This window comes from Luteibacter sp. P4_D7_3 (assembly GCF_056401735.1).
Window position 1 is genome coordinate 1 of the sequence record NZ_JBFUIT010000065.1, and the last position, 15866, is coordinate 15866.

A 15866-nucleotide genomic window follows, 5' to 3' on the forward strand; every position below is an offset into this window, starting at 1 on the left:
CCCATCGCCGATGAATCGGCTCCTACAACGGCAGCGAGGCTTTACCCCTGGGACCAGCCGCCGCCAAGGGCGCGGATCAGCTGGACGCTGGCGCGTAGTTGTTGCGTTTCGAGGTCGATCACGCTGCGGCGGGCCGTGAGGGCATCGGTCTGTGCCTGGACCACGTCGAGGTAGCCGACCGCACCGTTACGGTAACGATTCATCGACAGGTCCACCGAACGCTGCGCGGCGTCGGCGGCGGCGCGCTGATCCGTGAGCGCCGTGCCGAGGTCGCGCAGCAGGACGAGGTTGTCCTCCACCTGGGCGAAGGCGTTGAGCACCACGTCCCGATACGTCGCGCCGGCCTCGTCGGTCGCCGCCTTCGCGGCATCCACGACCGCCTTGCGGCGACCGCCATCGAACACGCTCAGCAGCAAGGTCGGGCCAATCGACCAGAAGCGGTTCGGCGCGGTGGCGATGCTGGCCCACGCGCTACTTTGCCAGCCACCCTGGGCGTCCAGCGTGAGCTGCGGAAAATAAGCGGAGCGTGCCACGCCGACACGCGCATTGGCCTCCGCTGTACGCCGTTCCGCGGCCGCGATGTCCGGGCGACGCTGGAGAATCACCGACGGTACGTCGAGCGGAATGGTTGGCACCGTCACCTGTGCGTCGTTCGTGGCGAGGGTAAAGGTCGATGCGGAATCGCCGACGAGCACCGCAATCGCATGCTGGATCAGTGCACGCTGCGCCTGTGCCTGGGTCAACTGTGAACGCGCGTTGGACAGCTGTGTCTGCGCGCGGGCCACGTCCAGACCGGACGAGATCCCGCCCTCGTGCCGCGATTCAGTGAGCTCCAGCGCGCGACTGAACGCGACGATGCTCTCGTTAAGCACCTTTACCTGCCGATCGAGACCGTTGAGCTGGAGATAGCTGTCGGTCAGCTGGGCCTGCAGGCTGAGACGCGCGGAGGCGAGATCCCCCGCCGCGGCCGCCTGCTCGGCGGTGCCGGCGGCGACAGTGTCGCGCACGCGACCCCACAGATCGACTTCGTAGTCCGCCTGCGCGCCGATCGTGTACGAGTTGTACAGGGAAGGCGAGGTGGTGCCACGAAGCGGACGCGTATCCGATTCACGGTCCCGCTGGCCATTGGCATTCAGGCCGAGCGTCGGAAAGAGCGCGGACCGCACCTGCCGGGTAAACGCCTCGGACTGCTCGTAATGCGCAAGTGCGGCGGCGAGACTCGCGTTGTTCGCGATCAGCTTCGTCTGCAGGTCATCGAGGCGCGGGTCGCCATAGAGCTTCCACCAGGCATCGCGGTCGAGATGGTCAGCCGGCTTCGCTTCGGTCCAGGGCGAATTCGCGTTGGCGTACTGGTCGGCGACCGGTACGTCGGGGACCTTGTACGTGGGCGCGAGCGAGCAGGCCGAGATGCCCAGCGACACGAGGGCGGCAAGCGCACCGGCCCGGTACACGCGGAGGCCGCTGGCGGAATCAGGCCTTCGGAGCATGGTCGCCTTCCACCTTCTTCGGCGCGCTGACGCGCACGGTGTCACCGTCGGCCAGGCCATCGGGCGGGCTTTCGATCAGGCGATCACCCGCGGCGATTCCCGAGCCCAGCTGGATCGTCTTGCCGAAGTCGCGCGTGATCGTGACGTCCTTGAACTTCACTTTGTTCTGGGCGTCGACCAGGGCGACGCGAAGGCCGCGATCGTCGTACACGACCGCGCTCGCGGGCACACTGAACAAGGTGGCATTCGCCGGGAGGCCGAAGGTCGCGCTCGCATAGCTACCCGGAAGCAGCTTGCCGTCCTTGTTATCGACCGAGACTTGCACGAGCGTCGTACCGGAGGCTGCGTTGATCGCGGCGGACGACGATTCAATCGTGCCGGTGAACGTCTGGCCCGGGTACTCGGGCACCGTGAGCTTCACCGGCTCGCCCGGCTTGATCGCCGGGGCGTAGTTCTGCGGCACGTTCACGTACATGCGCAGCTTGCGCGTATCGGACACCACGAACAGTTCCTGCCCCACCCCACCGGCATTGATCAAAGCGCCGACATCCGTCTCGCGGGCCGTTACCGTGCCGTCAAACGGCGCGGTGAGCTTGGCGTAGCCCTTCAGCGCCTGGATGCGTTCGAGATTCGCGGCCGCGGCCGCGGCGAGCGCGTGCTTGGCGTCGTAATCACCCGTCTTCTCATCGACCTCCTGCTTGGACACCGAGTCGGAGTCGCGCATGTCCTTCCAGCGCGTGGCCGTCGTCTGTGCCAGCGATTCATTGGCGCGTGCGCTGGCGAGGTCCGCCTTCGCCTGGAGCAACTGCTGGTCGAGGTCGGGTGTCTCGATCTCGCCGAGGACATCGCCGGCCTTCACCTTCTGGCCGATATCGACTTTCCAGTACTTCAGGTAGCCGCTGGTACGCGCGAAAATAGGCGCGCGGGCGTATGCCTGGAGGCGRCCCGGCAGGTTCAGGTCACCGCCGCCCTGTCCACTGTGCGGCGACACGACGTTGACCGTTGGCGTGGCCTGGTCGTCCGTCCATGTACGCAGCTTGCGCGAATCGTTCGCGCGGGTGGCGACGCCGGCCACCACGATGGCAAGGACCACGATGGCGGCGATGATGCCGGCCAGACGGAGTCGGCGCGGCGGCGGAGTGTGCAGGGTTTCAGGCGACATGGACGGGCTCCCCGGGATTCACCGGGCTGTGGGACGGGTGACCACGACGCGCGTGGATCATGCTGAAAACGACGGGGACGAAGAACAGCGTGGCAGTGGTAGCGAAGAGCAGGCCGCCGATCACGGCGCGACCGAGCGGGGCGTTCTGCTCGCCGCCCTCACCGAAGCCCATGGCCATGGGCGCCATGCCGATGATCATTGCCAGCGCGGTCATCAACACCGGGCGGAAGCGAACGAAGCCACCTTCGAGTGCCGCGGCGGTCGCGTCGCCGAGTACGTCGAGACGCTCGCGACAGAAACTGACCACAAGGATGGAGTTGGCCGTCGCCACGCCCATGCACATGATCGCGCCCGTCAGCGCGGGAACGGACAAGGTGGTGTGGGTGGCGAACAACATCCAGATGATGCCGGCGATGGCGGCAGGCAACGCCGTGATAATCACGAACGGATCGCTCCACGACTGGAAGTTCACCACGATCAGAAGGTAGATCAGCACGATGGCGCCGAGCAGGCCGAAGATAAGGCCGGAGAACGAATCGTTCATCGTCTGCACCTGGCCCAGCAACGCGGTGGACGATGCCTTCGGCAGAAACTTCTTGTTCGCCTCCACGATCTTCTGGATGTCGGCGGAGACGGCACCGAGGTCACGATCCTGCGTGGTGGCGTAGATCTCGACCATCGGCTGGATGTTGTACTGGCTGATCACGGCATTGGTCGCCGTGCGCGAAACATGCGCGATACCGCCGAGGATCTGCGATCCACCCGTGCCGGAGCTCGGGCTGATCGGCACGTTCTCGAGATCGGGCAAGGTGTCGAGGCTGTACTGCGGCGTCTGCATGACGATCGGGTACGACACGCCGTTCTGCGGGTTCAGCCAGAAGGTCGGCGCGATCTGGCTCGAGCCCGCGAGGTTCACGCCGAGGCTGGCGGTCACGTCACGCTCGTTGATTCCGATTTCCTGGGCACGGCTGCGATCCACGTCGATGTTCAGCGTGGGCACCGCGTTCGATTGCTGGATACGTGCATCGGCCACGCCGGGCACGCGACGGATGTCGCGAAGCAAGCGGTCCGCGTAGGCGAAGTTGGCGGCAAGATTAGGACCGCGTATCTGCAGGTCGATGGGTGCCGGCGATCCGAAATTGAGGATCTGGCTGGTGATGTCGGCGGGCGGGAAGGAGAACGTGACGCCCGGGAACTCACGCGGCAGCTGCTCGCGAAGCTTGCGGACGTAATCCGGTGTCGAGGCGTGGCCCTCGTTCAGCGCGATCTCGATATCGCCGTCCTGCGAGCCGATCGTTCCCGTGTTGTTGTACGTATTGTTGATGCCCGACGACGACAGGCCCATGTTGTCGACCACGGTGCCCAGCTCTTCCTTCGGGATGATCCGGCGCACGGCATTGGTCACGTCGGCGAAGAGACGCGCACTTTCCTCCACGCGCGTTCCGACCGGCGCGCGCACATGCATCAGGATCTGGCCCGCATCCACCGATGGGAAGAAGTTGCGGCCCAGCATAGGCACCAGCGCGAAGGTCAGGATCACGAAAGCCAGGAAGCAGGCAGCGAACACCTTGCGGTGATGCAGCGCCAGCTTGAGCAGGTCGTGATAGCTCTCGCGAGTCCTCTCGAAGCCCGCCTCGAACCGGCGCTGGAAGCGAACCAGCGGATTGCGCGACGGCTTCTTCCCTTCGCCATGCGGATCGTCGTGAGTGTGCTTGTGAAGCATGTACTTCGCCATCGTCGGTACCAGGGTACGCGAGAGGATGAACGAGGCCGTCATGGAGAACATCACCGCTTCGGCCATGGGCACGAAGAGGAAGCGCGCCACGCCGGTCAGGAAGAACATCGGCACGAACACGATGCAGATGCACAACAGCGCCACGAAGGCCGGGGCGAAGATCTGCGCGGCGCCATCGATGATCGCCGGTTCGACGTCCTTGCCCTGCTCCAGGTGCCAGTTGATGTTCTCGATGGTCACCGTGGCGTCGTCGACGAGGAGGCCGACCGCGAGCGCGAGACCACCCAGTGTCATGATGTTCATCGTCTCGCCGATAGCCGACAGCGCGGCGATCGCAGCGAGGATCGCCAGCGGGATCGACGTGGCGATGATCAGGGTCGAACGCCAGCTGCCAAGGAACAGCAACACCATGAGGCTGGTGAGCGCTGCCGCGATGATGCCCTCGCGGATCACGCCTTCGATGGCGGCGCTGACGAAGAGCGACTGATCGCCGATCGGCACGATCGTCAGGTTCGGCGGCAGCCCGTCCTTCATCGCCTTCACGCGATCCTTGATCCCGGCGATGATCGCCAGGGTGGACGCGGAGCCGTTCTTCAGCACCGTCATCAGCACTGAGCGATCACCGTTGACGTGCACGATGTTGGTCTGCGGCGGCGAGCCATCGCGCACGTGGGCAACGTCGCGCACGAAAACGGTGGCACCGTTGACGCTCTTGATGGGCAGGTTGCCGAGTTCGTTGATATCGGACGGTGCGTTGTTGAGCTGCAGCGTGTACTCGTACCGCCCGATCTTCTGCGTACCGACCGGCGTGATCAGATTCTGTGCGGCCAGGGCATTGGCCACGTCCTGCGCCGATAGCCCACGCGCCTGCAGCGCCGGCGGATCGATGTCGATCTGCACCTGGCGCGTCTTGCCGCCAAACGGATACGGGATCGCCGCACCCGCCACCGACGTCAGCTGCGGACGGATGTTGTTGAGGCCGAGATCGCCGAGGTTCTGCTCGGTGAGGCCCTCGCCAGACAACGCCAGCTGGATGATCGGAACCGTCGAGGCGCTGTAGTTCAGGATCAGCGGGGGCGTGGTACCCGGGGGCAGCTGGCGCAGCAGCGTCTGCGAGACGGCGGTCACCTGCGCGTTGGCCGTCTGGATGTTGACCGTGGGCTGGAAGAAGATCTTGACGATACCGAAGCCGTTGATCGAGCTGGCTTCGATGTGCTCCACGTCGTTCACTGTCGTGGTCAGCACGCGCTCGAAGGGCGACGAGACGCGACCGGCCATCTGGTCCGGCGGCAGCCCGGTGTACTGCCAGACCACCGCGATCACGGGAATGTTGATGTTGGGGAATATGTCCGTCGGCGTGCGCAGGGCCGCAAGCGGTCCCACGATCAGGATCAGCAAGGCGAGGACGACAAATGTATACGGCCGCGTTAAAGCGATCCGGACGATGTCAAACATGAGGGACGGATTCCGGGCGTGATGTTGCGTCGCAGCGGATTTTGCGCCCGTACCTTCGTACAACGTAGTTAAGAATTATTTAGGTGGCCGGACACACCACGGAGATGACTGCGCCCTTCTCGGTTCCACCCACCGACAGCGAGAACCCGTGCAGGCGCACGATGGCGCTGACGATGGCAAGGCCCAGGCCACAGCCCGGCTTTGCGCGCGTCTCATCGCTCCGGTAGAACCGGCGAAACACCGCTTCCCGTTCGTTGGGCGGGATTCCAGGCCCGGTATCGGCGATATCGATACGCGCGTCACCCGTCGGGTCGGTACTGGCCACCAGGCGGACAGCACCGCCGTCGGGCGTGAACTTGATGGCGTTGCCGACGAGATTGGCGAAGGCTTCGAACATCAACTGCGGGTCACCGCGCAGTGGCGGCAGCCGGCCCACCTCGAGTTCGAACACCTGGCTGCGGTCTTCAGCCAGCGGGGCGTAGAACTCGTGGACGTTGCGGAGGACGTCGCCCAGATCGAGCGTTTCAAAACACGCGCTGCGCTGGCGGTCTTCGAGTTCAGAAACCCTTAGCAGGGCGCGGAAGCGTGACAGCACGGTGTCGATCTCGGCCACGCAGGCGTCCAGCTGGTCGCCTTCCGGCTTGCCGTCGAACTGCTGCTGCAAGCGATGGAGACGCGTGCGCATCCGGGTGAGCGGGGTGCGGAGATCGTGGGCGATGTTGTCGGTGACGCCCTTCACTTCGCCCAGCAGGCGTTCGATCTCACCCAGTGTCGTGTTCACGGTGGATGCGAGAAGGTCGACCTCGTCGCCGCCACGTGTCACGGGCAGGCGCACGCTGAGGTCGCCCTCGCGGATCGGCTCCATCGCCTGCTGGATCGCACGAATGCGACGCGCGGGTCCACGGGCGATGAGGATGCCGCCGAGTACACCGGGGATGAGGGTCAGAGAAAGCCCCCAGAGCAGGCCACGGCGAATGATCGCGCCTACGCCGTCGATCGTCGTGCTCTCCTTGGCCACGACCAGCCGATCGCCATTGGGCAGCACGCGCGTGACGCCACGAGCGCGCGTGGGCGTATTGCGCTTGGGATCCACGAGGCTCGCGCGTATCGACTGGACCATGTCTTCGTCGGTGAGCTCGGCCGGCACACTTTCGATGTTGCCGGCGATGCGCCTGCCCTGCGGGTCGAACAGGCCGACCCACATGTAGCCCTGGACATCGATCTGGCTGGCCGCCTCCACCGTCGCGGGGAGCCGGCGCGGATCGGAGGTTTCCAGATAGTGGATGCGCGCGGCGAGCATGCCGTCGACGACGTTGGACAGGTAGCGCGAGGCTTCCCACTGGACGACGCCCAGCAGCACCACGCACCAGATGGCGAAAAGCGCGCCGTAGATCAGGATCAGGCGCGACGTGGCGGAACGCCAGGCATCAATCAGCGGGCGCAATGACATACCCCGAGCCGCGCACCGTACGGATGAGCGGCACCTGGCCGGCGCCGTCGATCTTTCGACGGAGGCGGCCGATATGGACGTCGATCACGTTGGTACCCGGATCGAAATGAAAACCCCACACGTGCTCGAAGATCATCTGGCGCGTGACCACCTGGCCGGCGTTGCGCATCAGGAATTCGAGCAGGCGGAATTCGGTAGGTAACAGGGTCAGCGGCTGTCCATTGCGCAGCGCGTTGTGACGCACAAGGTCGAGCTCGAGATCGGAAACCCGCAGCCGGTTGCTGTTTGCATTGGGTTGCCGACGGCGCAGCAGTACTTCCGCGCGTGCGGCCAGTTCGTCCGGCGAGAAAGGCTTGGTCAGGTAATCGTCGCCGCCGGCGCGCAGGCCGCGGACGCGTTCGTCCACATCGGACAAGGCGCTGATCATCAGCACGGGCGTGTCCACGGAGCGCTCGCGAAGAGCAAGCACCACGTCGATCCCGTCCATGCCCGGAAGCATGCGGTCGAGGGTGATGATGTCGAAGCCATCTTCAAGGGCACGCGCGAGACCGTCGCGCCCATTGGCCACCCACTCGGCCGTTAGGCCGTGCGCACCCAGCTCCGCGACGATGTCGCGAGCGGTGACTTCATCATCTTCGATGACCAGTGCCCTGGGCATCCTCTGCACTCCGTAGGGGGAACAACGGAAAACGGCCCCACCAGGGGGGCCGTTCCGGATCTTACGCCCAACGACGCACTCAGGCGGCGATGGCGACGCGCATCTTTTTCATGGCGTTCGCTTCGATCTGGCGGATGCGTTCGGCGGAAACACCGTATTCATCGGCAAGATCCTGCAGCGTGGCCTTGTTGTCTTCAGCCAGCCAGCGGCGCTGGATGATGTCACGCGAGCGGGCATCCAGGTTGCCGAGCGCCGAGGACAGCGCGCCCATCTGGTTCTTGCTCGCGTCTTCTTCGGCAAGGTTGTCGTACGGATCCGCACCTTCGTCGACAAGAAAGGCGGCCGGGGCCGGCTTGTCATCGTCATCGGCGTCGGCTGGAGCCTCGAAACCAACGTCACGGCCGGACAGGCGCGATTCCATCTCGCGAACCGTCGCCTCGGGCACGCCCAGGTCCTGGGCAACCACGCGGACTTCCTCGGCATTCATCCAACCCAGGCGCTTCTTGCTCTTGCGCAGGTTGAAGAACAGCTTGCGCTGGGCCTTGGTCGTAGCGACCTTCACGATGCGCCAGTTACGCAGGATAAATTCGTGCATTTCGGCACGGATCCAATGCACCGCAAAGCTGACCAGACGAACGCCCTGATCCGGGTCGAAGCGCTTCACGGCCTTCATCAGGCCAATATTGCCTTCCTGGATGAGGTCCGAGAGCTGCAGGCCGTAGCCGTTGTAGCCACGAGCCACATGGACCACGAAACGCAGGTGGGACATAACGAGCTGCTTGGCGGCGTCGAGATCGGCGTCGTCACGGAAGCGGCGCGCCAGCGACTGCTCCTCGTCAAGGCTGAGCACCGGGATGCGATGGACCGCCGAGATGTAGGAATCCAGACTGCCAACGACGCTCGGGAGCCCGTAGTTACGGGTGGCGAGGACCTGAGACATGTGTGGAACCTCCTGAAAACTGGTGTGCAGATTAGCAGTCCCGAAGCGAGAGTGCTAAGCCATGCCGAAGTTCATATCGGTTAACTGTACGCTATGGTACAGAAATACCCCTGGCATGTCCAGAGGGGGTCCAAAGGGATTCAGGAGGCAGACGGTTCCCCTGCCGCGGAGGGCGCGGCAGCAGGGTCGTCGACGAGGCTATGTAGCCGTCGTGCCTACAGTTATTGGGGCCGAGGGCTGGCTTTAAAGGGGCGTCGTCCCGCCTAGGCTCGGGACATGGCACTGCGTTTTTCCCCTCGAGCCGGCACCCTGGCGATCTGTCGATTCCCATCGCCGGGCACTGCAGTGGGCGCCGAGATGGTGAAGGCTCGGCCCGTTATGGAGAGAGAAGACGGGGGATCGTTGGGCCAAGTGCGACATGGTGACCACCGTCAGTCTCGAGCGGCTCAGCATGGCCGACGCGCGTCATCACGATGGGAGGCTCAGATACCGTTCCGCCGAGATCGATGCACAGACGCTACACCGCATCCGGCAAGCACTTGCTTATATCTTCGAAGTTTTCTGAAAAATCGAAGTATCGATCGCTGGGTCGTTGACCCGAAACCCGTGGACATCTAACTTTGCACCCGTCAGTCGGTTCGCCCGACCTCAAGACCTCGGTGAGACCTTCGGGTGGCAGCCGCGGCAGGCCGAATGCGCGATGACAAGCGCCTCGGATCCTAAACTGGCCCGCGAGCTTCGGCTCGCGGGCTTTGTCACTTCTGCAGAATGCTTTCTTCAGAGCTCGGAGCGCGGCGGCAGCGACCAGTCTATCGGCGCTTCACCCCGTGATTCGAGGTACGCATTCGCTTTGGCGAAGTGGCCACAACCAAGGAAGCCGCGATGCGCGGATAGCGGCGACGGATGCACGCTGCGCAGGATCAGATGGCGATTGCCGTCGATCAGCTGGCCCTTCTTCTGCGCATGACTTCCCCACAGTAGGAATACGAGTCCCTCGCGCTGGCGATTCAATGCATCGATCGCCACGTCGGTGAAACCTTCCCAGCCCTTGCCTTGATGCGAGGCGGCCTGTGCCGCTTCCACGGTGAGCACGGCGTTGAGCAGGAGCACTCCGCGGTCGGCCCACGGCGTCAGGCATCCATGTTCGGGGCGCGGAATACCGAGGCTACCCTCAATCTCCTTGAACATGTTCTGCAGCGACGGCGGCACGCGCACGCCCGGGCGCACCGAAAAGCTCAAGCCGTGCGCCTGACCGGGGCCGTGATACGGATCCTGCCCGAGGATGACTACGCGCACCTTGTCGAAGGGCGTGTGCTCGAAGGCATTGAAGATGTCCGGCCCAGGTGGATAGATGTCTTTGCCGTGCGCTTTTTCCTCACGCAGGAACTGGGACAGCGCCAGCATCTCCGGCCGATCAAGGTAGTCGCCGATCCGCTGCTTCCACGAGGCTTCCAGTCGCACGCGCTCGTTCAACCGGCAGCCCTTTCGCGAAGGTGCAGCGCAACGCGCAGCTGGAAGAGGAGCTTCGTGATCAGCAGCTTCTCCTCGACAGGTTTCTCGACGAGATCGTTGGCGCCGGCGCGCAGCAGCGCGGCCTGGTTCGCCGGATTCTCGTCACCGGTCATGATCAGGGTGGGCAGCTGCCCCTTCCCGTAGCCGAATTCGTTGCGAATGCACTCGACGAGATCCCCACCGGTGAGTTCTCCCTTGAGGCTCACGTCGGTCAACACGATGTCGGCGCCCACCTCACCACGCGACCTGGCTTCATGCAGGTACGCGATGGCATCTTCGGCACTGATCACGTGACGGACGGTGAGTCCGTACTTCTCCATCATGCGACGCGTGGCCAATGCGACCACGCGACTGTCCTCGACGTACAACACGTCGCCCTCGGCACCGCCTTCGGGCCGAACATAGCCACGAATGAATTCCGCGAGCGCGCCGAAACCCAGCGACTTGTCGAAGTAGTCGGTGACGAACTCACCCAACTCGCGCTTGTGCAGGCGCGCTTCGACGTCGCCCGAGACGACGACGATAGGCATGTAGATCTGCGGAGCGGACTCGCGAACGAAACGGGCGACGTCGAGGCCATCCATATCCGGCAGGCGCAGGGCGACAGTGACGAAATCGAAGACGCCGCGTTGCAGTTCGGACTGCGCTTCGGCGCCCGTGGCCACGCCGATGATCTCGACACCCGGCACTTCGGCCGCGACCACGCGCGAAATCAGCTGGCGAACGACTTTGGAGCCGTCGACCAACAGGATTCGCGGCGCAGCGCCGGCGACACCCGAACCGATGTGAGATCCCACCCCTGTCTCCCCTTCAGGCCATCGCCGCGCGGCGAATTTGCCGAGCGCTGACGAGCCGCGCGCCCAGCCACCCAAGCAACGCCGAAGCGAAGGGTACCGAAAGCAGCAGCCATGCGGGGAGTCCGCCGAAACTGACACTGCCGTCGTAGGCAGCAGTGAGGCGCCCCACTGGACCGGCCATGGCCAGTTCGAGGACGACAGCCAGGACCACGGCCAGTATCCCCGCGAGCAAGCCGAGCCAGATGCCTGCATAAAGATAGGGTCGACGAACGAAGGGGCGACTGGCGCCGATGAGGAGCAGCACGCCGATTTCGGCGCTACGGCTCTGGATATCCACACGAATGGTGTTACCGACCACCAGGAGAGCGGCAATACCCAGGAGCAGGGCCAGCAGGGAAACCGCCCGGCTTCCCACGCCGAGAAGCGCATCGAGGCGCTGTCGCCAGGCGCCCGTGTCCTGGACCATGTCGACACCCGGTGTCGCCTTCATGGCCTCGACCAGGCGGTCGACCTGCTCGACCGGCAGACCCGGCTTCGGCTGCACCGATAGAACGTACGGGAGCGGATTCACATCGAGCGACTGCAGCGATCCGGAGAACCCCTGCACTTCCGCCAGCTCGTCGAGGCCATCCTTCGGCGTGCGCACGACGATTTCGGCGACCTCGGGGCGACCACGCAGGGCCGAGGCGGCGGTCTCCGCCATGGCACCGTTCTGCCCGGGCTTCATGAACGCACTGATGGATTGGTTCCGGCCGAGGGCATCGCCCATCCGCTGAACATTGCCCAGCAGCAGGTAGAAGGCCAACGGCAGGGCCAGCGCCACGCCCATGACGGCGACCGTCAGCAAGGTGCCAAGCGGCCGGGCACCCAGGCGACGCAGGCTGATAGACAGGCTCCACACGTGGTGCTCGCGCCAGGCGCTCACGTGACGAGGGCCGCTGCGACGCGTCTTTTCCGGCTCGGGCTGACGGCGCTGTTCGCGAACGGCGTTCATACCACCTCCGTGGCGGGGACATCGGCAACCAGCTTGCCGTGGTCGAGGACGACGACGCGTTTTTTCATTCGCTTGATCAGCATGAGGTCGTGGCTGGCGACAAGAACCGCGGTCCCGACCTGCTGGAATTCGGCGAACAGACCCATGATTTCCATGGCCAGCTGCGGATCGAGGTTGCCTGTCGGTTCATCGGCAATGAGCACGGCGGGCTTGGCCACGATGGCGCGGGCGATGCCGACGCGCTGCTGCTCGCCCGTGGAAAGGGAACCGGGCAGCTGCTTCTCATAGCTGAGCAGGCCGACCTTCTCCAGGGCCGCGCGCACGCGACGCCCACGGTCGGCCGGCGCCACGCCGGCGATCACCAATGGCAGTTCCACATTGGCAAAGACGGTGCGATCCATCAGCAGCCGGTGGTCCTGGAAAACCATGCCCAGCTTGCGACGGATGCGCGGGATATCGGAGGGACGGACGGTATTGAGCTTCTGGCCGTCGAGGGTGACGACGCCGTTGGTCGGGCGCTCGATCATGGCCAACAGCTTGAGCAGGGTGCTCTTGCCCGCGCCGGAGTGACCGGTGACAAAGGCCATCTCGCCGGCTTCGACACTGAACGACACATCGGTAAGGGCCTGGTGATCGCCCTCGTACCGTTTACTCACCAGATCGAAACCGATCACCGCGTTACCCGTTGGCCCGTTGAACCCCAGAGGATAAGGGAAGTGGTGTGGGTTTTGCGGTGGCTGGGTCGCGCTTCGCGCTGATCGCCGATAAATCGGCTCCTACAGGGCCGTCGCCGCTGAAGCGGCTCCCACAAGAAGCCCCGAAACCCCGGGGGCCTGCGCTCGCCCGGGGGCCCGCGCTCTGTGCAGGAGCCGATTCATCGGCGAGCTCTTAGCTACCGCCGAACAGACGACCGATGCGGCGGAAGAAACCCACCTTTTCCTGGCCGCCCGAGGCAACCGGAGCCGGGCCGCTGGCCGACGGACGGTTAGCCGCCACCTGACGCGACGGGCGGCGGTTCGGATTGCCCTGCCCCTCGGCGGTCTGGCGCGGCGCTGCAGAGCCGTTCGGCTTTTCACCCTGAACGTTCGTCGGGGTGCCGCCAGCACCGTTGCCATTCTCGGCGCCCTCGCGGGCACCGCGACCACGGCCACCGCGACGGCGACGCTTCTTCGGTGCGCCATCGGCGGCCATAGCCTCTGCAGCGGCCGGGAGATCGGCGACCGTCTCGGCGACGACAACCGTCTTCATCGGCACTTCGACAGGCGCGGCGCCGGTGGCGACGACGGGCGCGTCGGGACGGGGCGTGCGCGGACGGCGTTCGGCGCTGCCCGAACGCTCGCGGCTGCCGGAGCGCTCACCGGACCGCGGACCGCCACGGCCGCCATCACGGCTGCCACTGCGGCCACCCTTCTCTGGCGGCGCGCCGCGGGTCGGGATGTGGCCGTCGTTGTCGTTCGGATCGTCGATTTCGTCCTGCACGCCGTCGGCGCGCGGGCGCGGGGCGGGCATCACCAGCATCCGGGCCTCGATGGAGGCGGTCGGAATCTTTTGGTTGATGTAGGTCTCGATGTCCGGCAGGCCCATGGCGTACAGGTCGCAGGCGAAGCTGACCGCATCACCCTCGGCGCCCAGGCGCGCGGTACGGCCGATGCGGTGGACGTAGTCCTCGGCATCCTGCGGCAGGTCGTAGTTGAACACGTGGCTGACGGCCGGGATGTGCAGGCCGCGGGCGGCCACGTCGGTCGCGACGAGCAGGTCGATCTGGCCGTCCTGGAAGCGCTGCAGCAGCTTCTGGCGCTTCACCTGCGGCACGTCGCCGGAGATGGCGCCGACGCGGAAGTTGTGGCGCTTGAGACGGTCCGTGACACGCTCGGCCGCGGCCTTGGTGTTGACGAAGATGATGCTGCGCTCGGTCTTGCTCTCCTCGAGCAGGTTGAGCAGCAGCGGCAGCTTCTCTTCCTTGGAAGGGAAGTAGACGACCTGGCGCACACGGTCGGCGGTGACATTCTCCGTCTCCACGACCATCTTCTCGGCCTCGTGCATGTGCTCGTAGGCGAGCTCCAGCACGCGATGGCTGAGGGTGGCGGAGAACAGCAGCACCTGGCGCTTTTCCCGGGCAGGCAGGCGACGGAAGATGAAGCGCACGTCCTTGATGAAGCCGAGATCGAACATGCGATCGGCTTCATCGATGACCATGACTTCGACGCTGCCGAAGCCGAAGACATCCTGCTTGTAGTAGTCGAGCAGGCGACCCGGCGTGGCGATGATGATGTCGCAGCCATCGCGCAGCTGCTGGCGCTGCTTGTCGTAGTCGACGCCGCCGTAGATCAGGGCGCTGCGCAGGCCGGTGGCCTTGCCGATGACCTGGAAGTCCTTCTCGATCTGGATCGCCAGCTCACGCGTCGGCGCGATGATCAAGGCGCGGGGATCGGCGTCCTTGCGGTCCGGCGCGGCCGGGTTGTTGAGCAGGCGGTTCATCAGCGCGACCAGGAAGGCGAAGGTCTTGCCCGTGCCCGTCTGCGCCTGGCCGGCCACGTCGCGGCCAAGCAGGGCGACCGGGAGGGTGAGCGCCTGGATCGGGGTCATACGGGTGATGCCGGCGGCGGCAAGGCCCTGCTGGAGGAGCGGATGAAGGTCGAAGTTTTCGTAGAAGACGTCGGTGAGAACGGTTTGGGACATGATGGGTGGGTGACCTGGAAGTCTCGCGCCGCAAATGCGCGGCAGCGGCCCGGCGGCAACAGAAGGAGCCGCGGGACGGTGGGGGATCCGGCCGGCGTCACGGGAGAGTCGGGGGCGGCCGGTGCCATGCCGGCGGCCGTACGACGCGCCCGGCGCACGATGGCCGGAGGCGGCGGCGCGCGACCCGACGACTCCCGCTGGCATAGGTGAAGGGGCTCTGCGCCGAGCCTGTTCACCTATGTCAACGGAAGCCATCCCGTCGGCGCCCTTGAATCGCTTGTATCGCGCCCCTAGTTGCGTTGGAATGAGGGCCACCGGCTGCAATAGCCAAGACCTTCGGTTCCGGTTGGACCCGCGACATGGGGCTCCTTAGTGTAGCCGATGCTGGCGTCACGGTCGTCAACCCCCTTTCACCCCCTTTTGGAGATCACGGTGAGCGACAAGATCACCCATACGAGCGACGCTGCCTTCCAGACAGAAGTTCTCGATTCCGACACCCCGGTCCTGCTCGACTTCTGGGCGGAGTGGTGCGGCCCCTGCAAATCCATTGCCCCGGTCCTCGATGAGTTGGCTGGCCAGTACGAAGGTAAGCTTAAGATCGTCAAGATCAACATCGACGAGAATCAGCAGACCCCGCGCCAGTTCGGCGTTCGCGGCATTCCCACCCTCATGATTTTCAAGGATGGCAAGGTCGCCGGCACCCAGATCGGCGCCGTGGGCAAGAGCCAGCTGACCCAGTTCATCGACAAGTCCATCTGATCGTTTCGCTGTACGGTTCCACCAAGCCGCCGCGTGAGGCGCTTTACGCCGCGCCTCACGCGATGCTAGGCTTCAGAGGTTCGCCGGGACATGCCTTGTCCCCCATGCTGCGAACCCTCTCCCATTTTTTCTTCAACGGCGCCCCGTGAGGTTTGCCCGTGTCTRATATCGAAACCAAAAATCCCAACGACGCCAAGGGCGCCGGCGACTCGCCTGCGACCGAACCGCGTCCCCGTAC

At 65.0% G+C, this 15866-nt stretch carries 12 protein-coding genes; 1 reads left to right on the forward strand and 11 read right to left on the reverse strand.

Going from position 1 to position 15866, the window contains the following annotated elements:
- Positions 1-41 precede the first annotated feature (41 nt).
- The 11 genes from AC1DSN_RS08590 to AC1DSN_RS08640 form a co-directional block, all read right to left on the reverse strand.
- On the reverse strand, positions 42-1487 hold the full coding sequence (locus AC1DSN_RS08590) for an efflux transporter outer membrane subunit (RefSeq protein WP_477295308.1): 1446 nt from the start codon (positions 1485-1487) through the stop codon (positions 42-44).
- Positions 1471-2649 (reverse strand): efflux RND transporter periplasmic adaptor subunit, encoded by a 1179-nt coding sequence (locus AC1DSN_RS08595; RefSeq protein WP_477295310.1) that lies wholly within the window; start codon positions 2647-2649, stop codon positions 1471-1473. Before AC1DSN_RS08595 ends, AC1DSN_RS08590 begins: the two co-directional genes overlap by 17 nt.
- Positions 2639-5839: an efflux RND transporter permease subunit gene (locus AC1DSN_RS08600; protein ID WP_063571484.1), complete on the reverse strand. Its 3201-nt coding sequence runs from the start codon at positions 5837-5839 to the stop codon at positions 2639-2641. The genes AC1DSN_RS08595 and AC1DSN_RS08600 overlap by 11 nt, the downstream gene beginning before the upstream one ends.
- Positions 5840-5918: 79 nt before the next feature.
- The gene (locus tag AC1DSN_RS08605; protein ID WP_213948852.1) at positions 5919-7289 is read right to left on the reverse strand and encodes a sensor histidine kinase; all 1371 of its coding nucleotides are present in this window, start codon (positions 7287-7289) and stop codon (positions 5919-5921) included.
- Entirely contained in the window at positions 7267-7947 is a 681-nt protein-coding gene (locus tag AC1DSN_RS08610; RefSeq protein WP_046968925.1) for a response regulator transcription factor, read from the reverse strand. Before AC1DSN_RS08610 ends, AC1DSN_RS08605 begins: the two co-directional genes overlap by 23 nt.
- Before the next feature lie 79 nt (positions 7948-8026).
- Positions 8027-8887: an RNA polymerase sigma factor RpoH gene (rpoH, locus tag AC1DSN_RS08615; RefSeq protein ID WP_046968926.1), complete on the reverse strand. Its 861-nt coding sequence runs from the start codon at positions 8885-8887 to the stop codon at positions 8027-8029.
- A gap of 777 nt (positions 8888-9664) precedes the next feature.
- Positions 9665-10348, reverse strand: coding sequence for a uracil-DNA glycosylase (gene ung, locus AC1DSN_RS08620; protein ID WP_477330310.1), 684 nt, complete (start codon positions 10346-10348; stop codon positions 9665-9667).
- 8 nt (positions 10349-10356) lie between these two features.
- Entirely contained in the window at positions 10357-11196 is an 840-nt protein-coding gene (locus AC1DSN_RS08625) for a response regulator (RefSeq protein WP_063571481.1), read from the reverse strand.
- 13 nt (positions 11197-11209) lie between these two features.
- Complete coding sequence (ftsX, locus tag AC1DSN_RS08630; RefSeq protein WP_063571480.1) at positions 11210-12190, reverse strand: permease-like cell division protein FtsX; 981 nt, start codon at positions 12188-12190, stop codon at positions 11210-11212.
- Positions 12187-12864: a cell division ATP-binding protein FtsE gene (ftsE, locus tag AC1DSN_RS08635; protein WP_213948854.1), complete on the reverse strand. Its 678-nt coding sequence runs from the start codon at positions 12862-12864 to the stop codon at positions 12187-12189. The genes ftsX and ftsE overlap by 4 nt, the downstream gene beginning before the upstream one ends.
- Before the next feature lie 214 nt (positions 12865-13078).
- Entirely contained in the window at positions 13079-14869 is a 1791-nt protein-coding gene (locus AC1DSN_RS08640; RefSeq protein WP_213948855.1) for a DEAD/DEAH box helicase, read from the reverse strand.
- Positions 14870-15301: 432 nt separating this feature from the next.
- Between AC1DSN_RS08640 and trxA the strand changes: the two genes are divergently transcribed.
- On the forward strand, positions 15302-15628 hold the full coding sequence (gene trxA / locus AC1DSN_RS08645) for a thioredoxin TrxA (RefSeq protein ID WP_063574368.1): 327 nt from the start codon (positions 15302-15304) through the stop codon (positions 15626-15628).
- Positions 15629-15866: the final 238 nt, after the last annotated feature.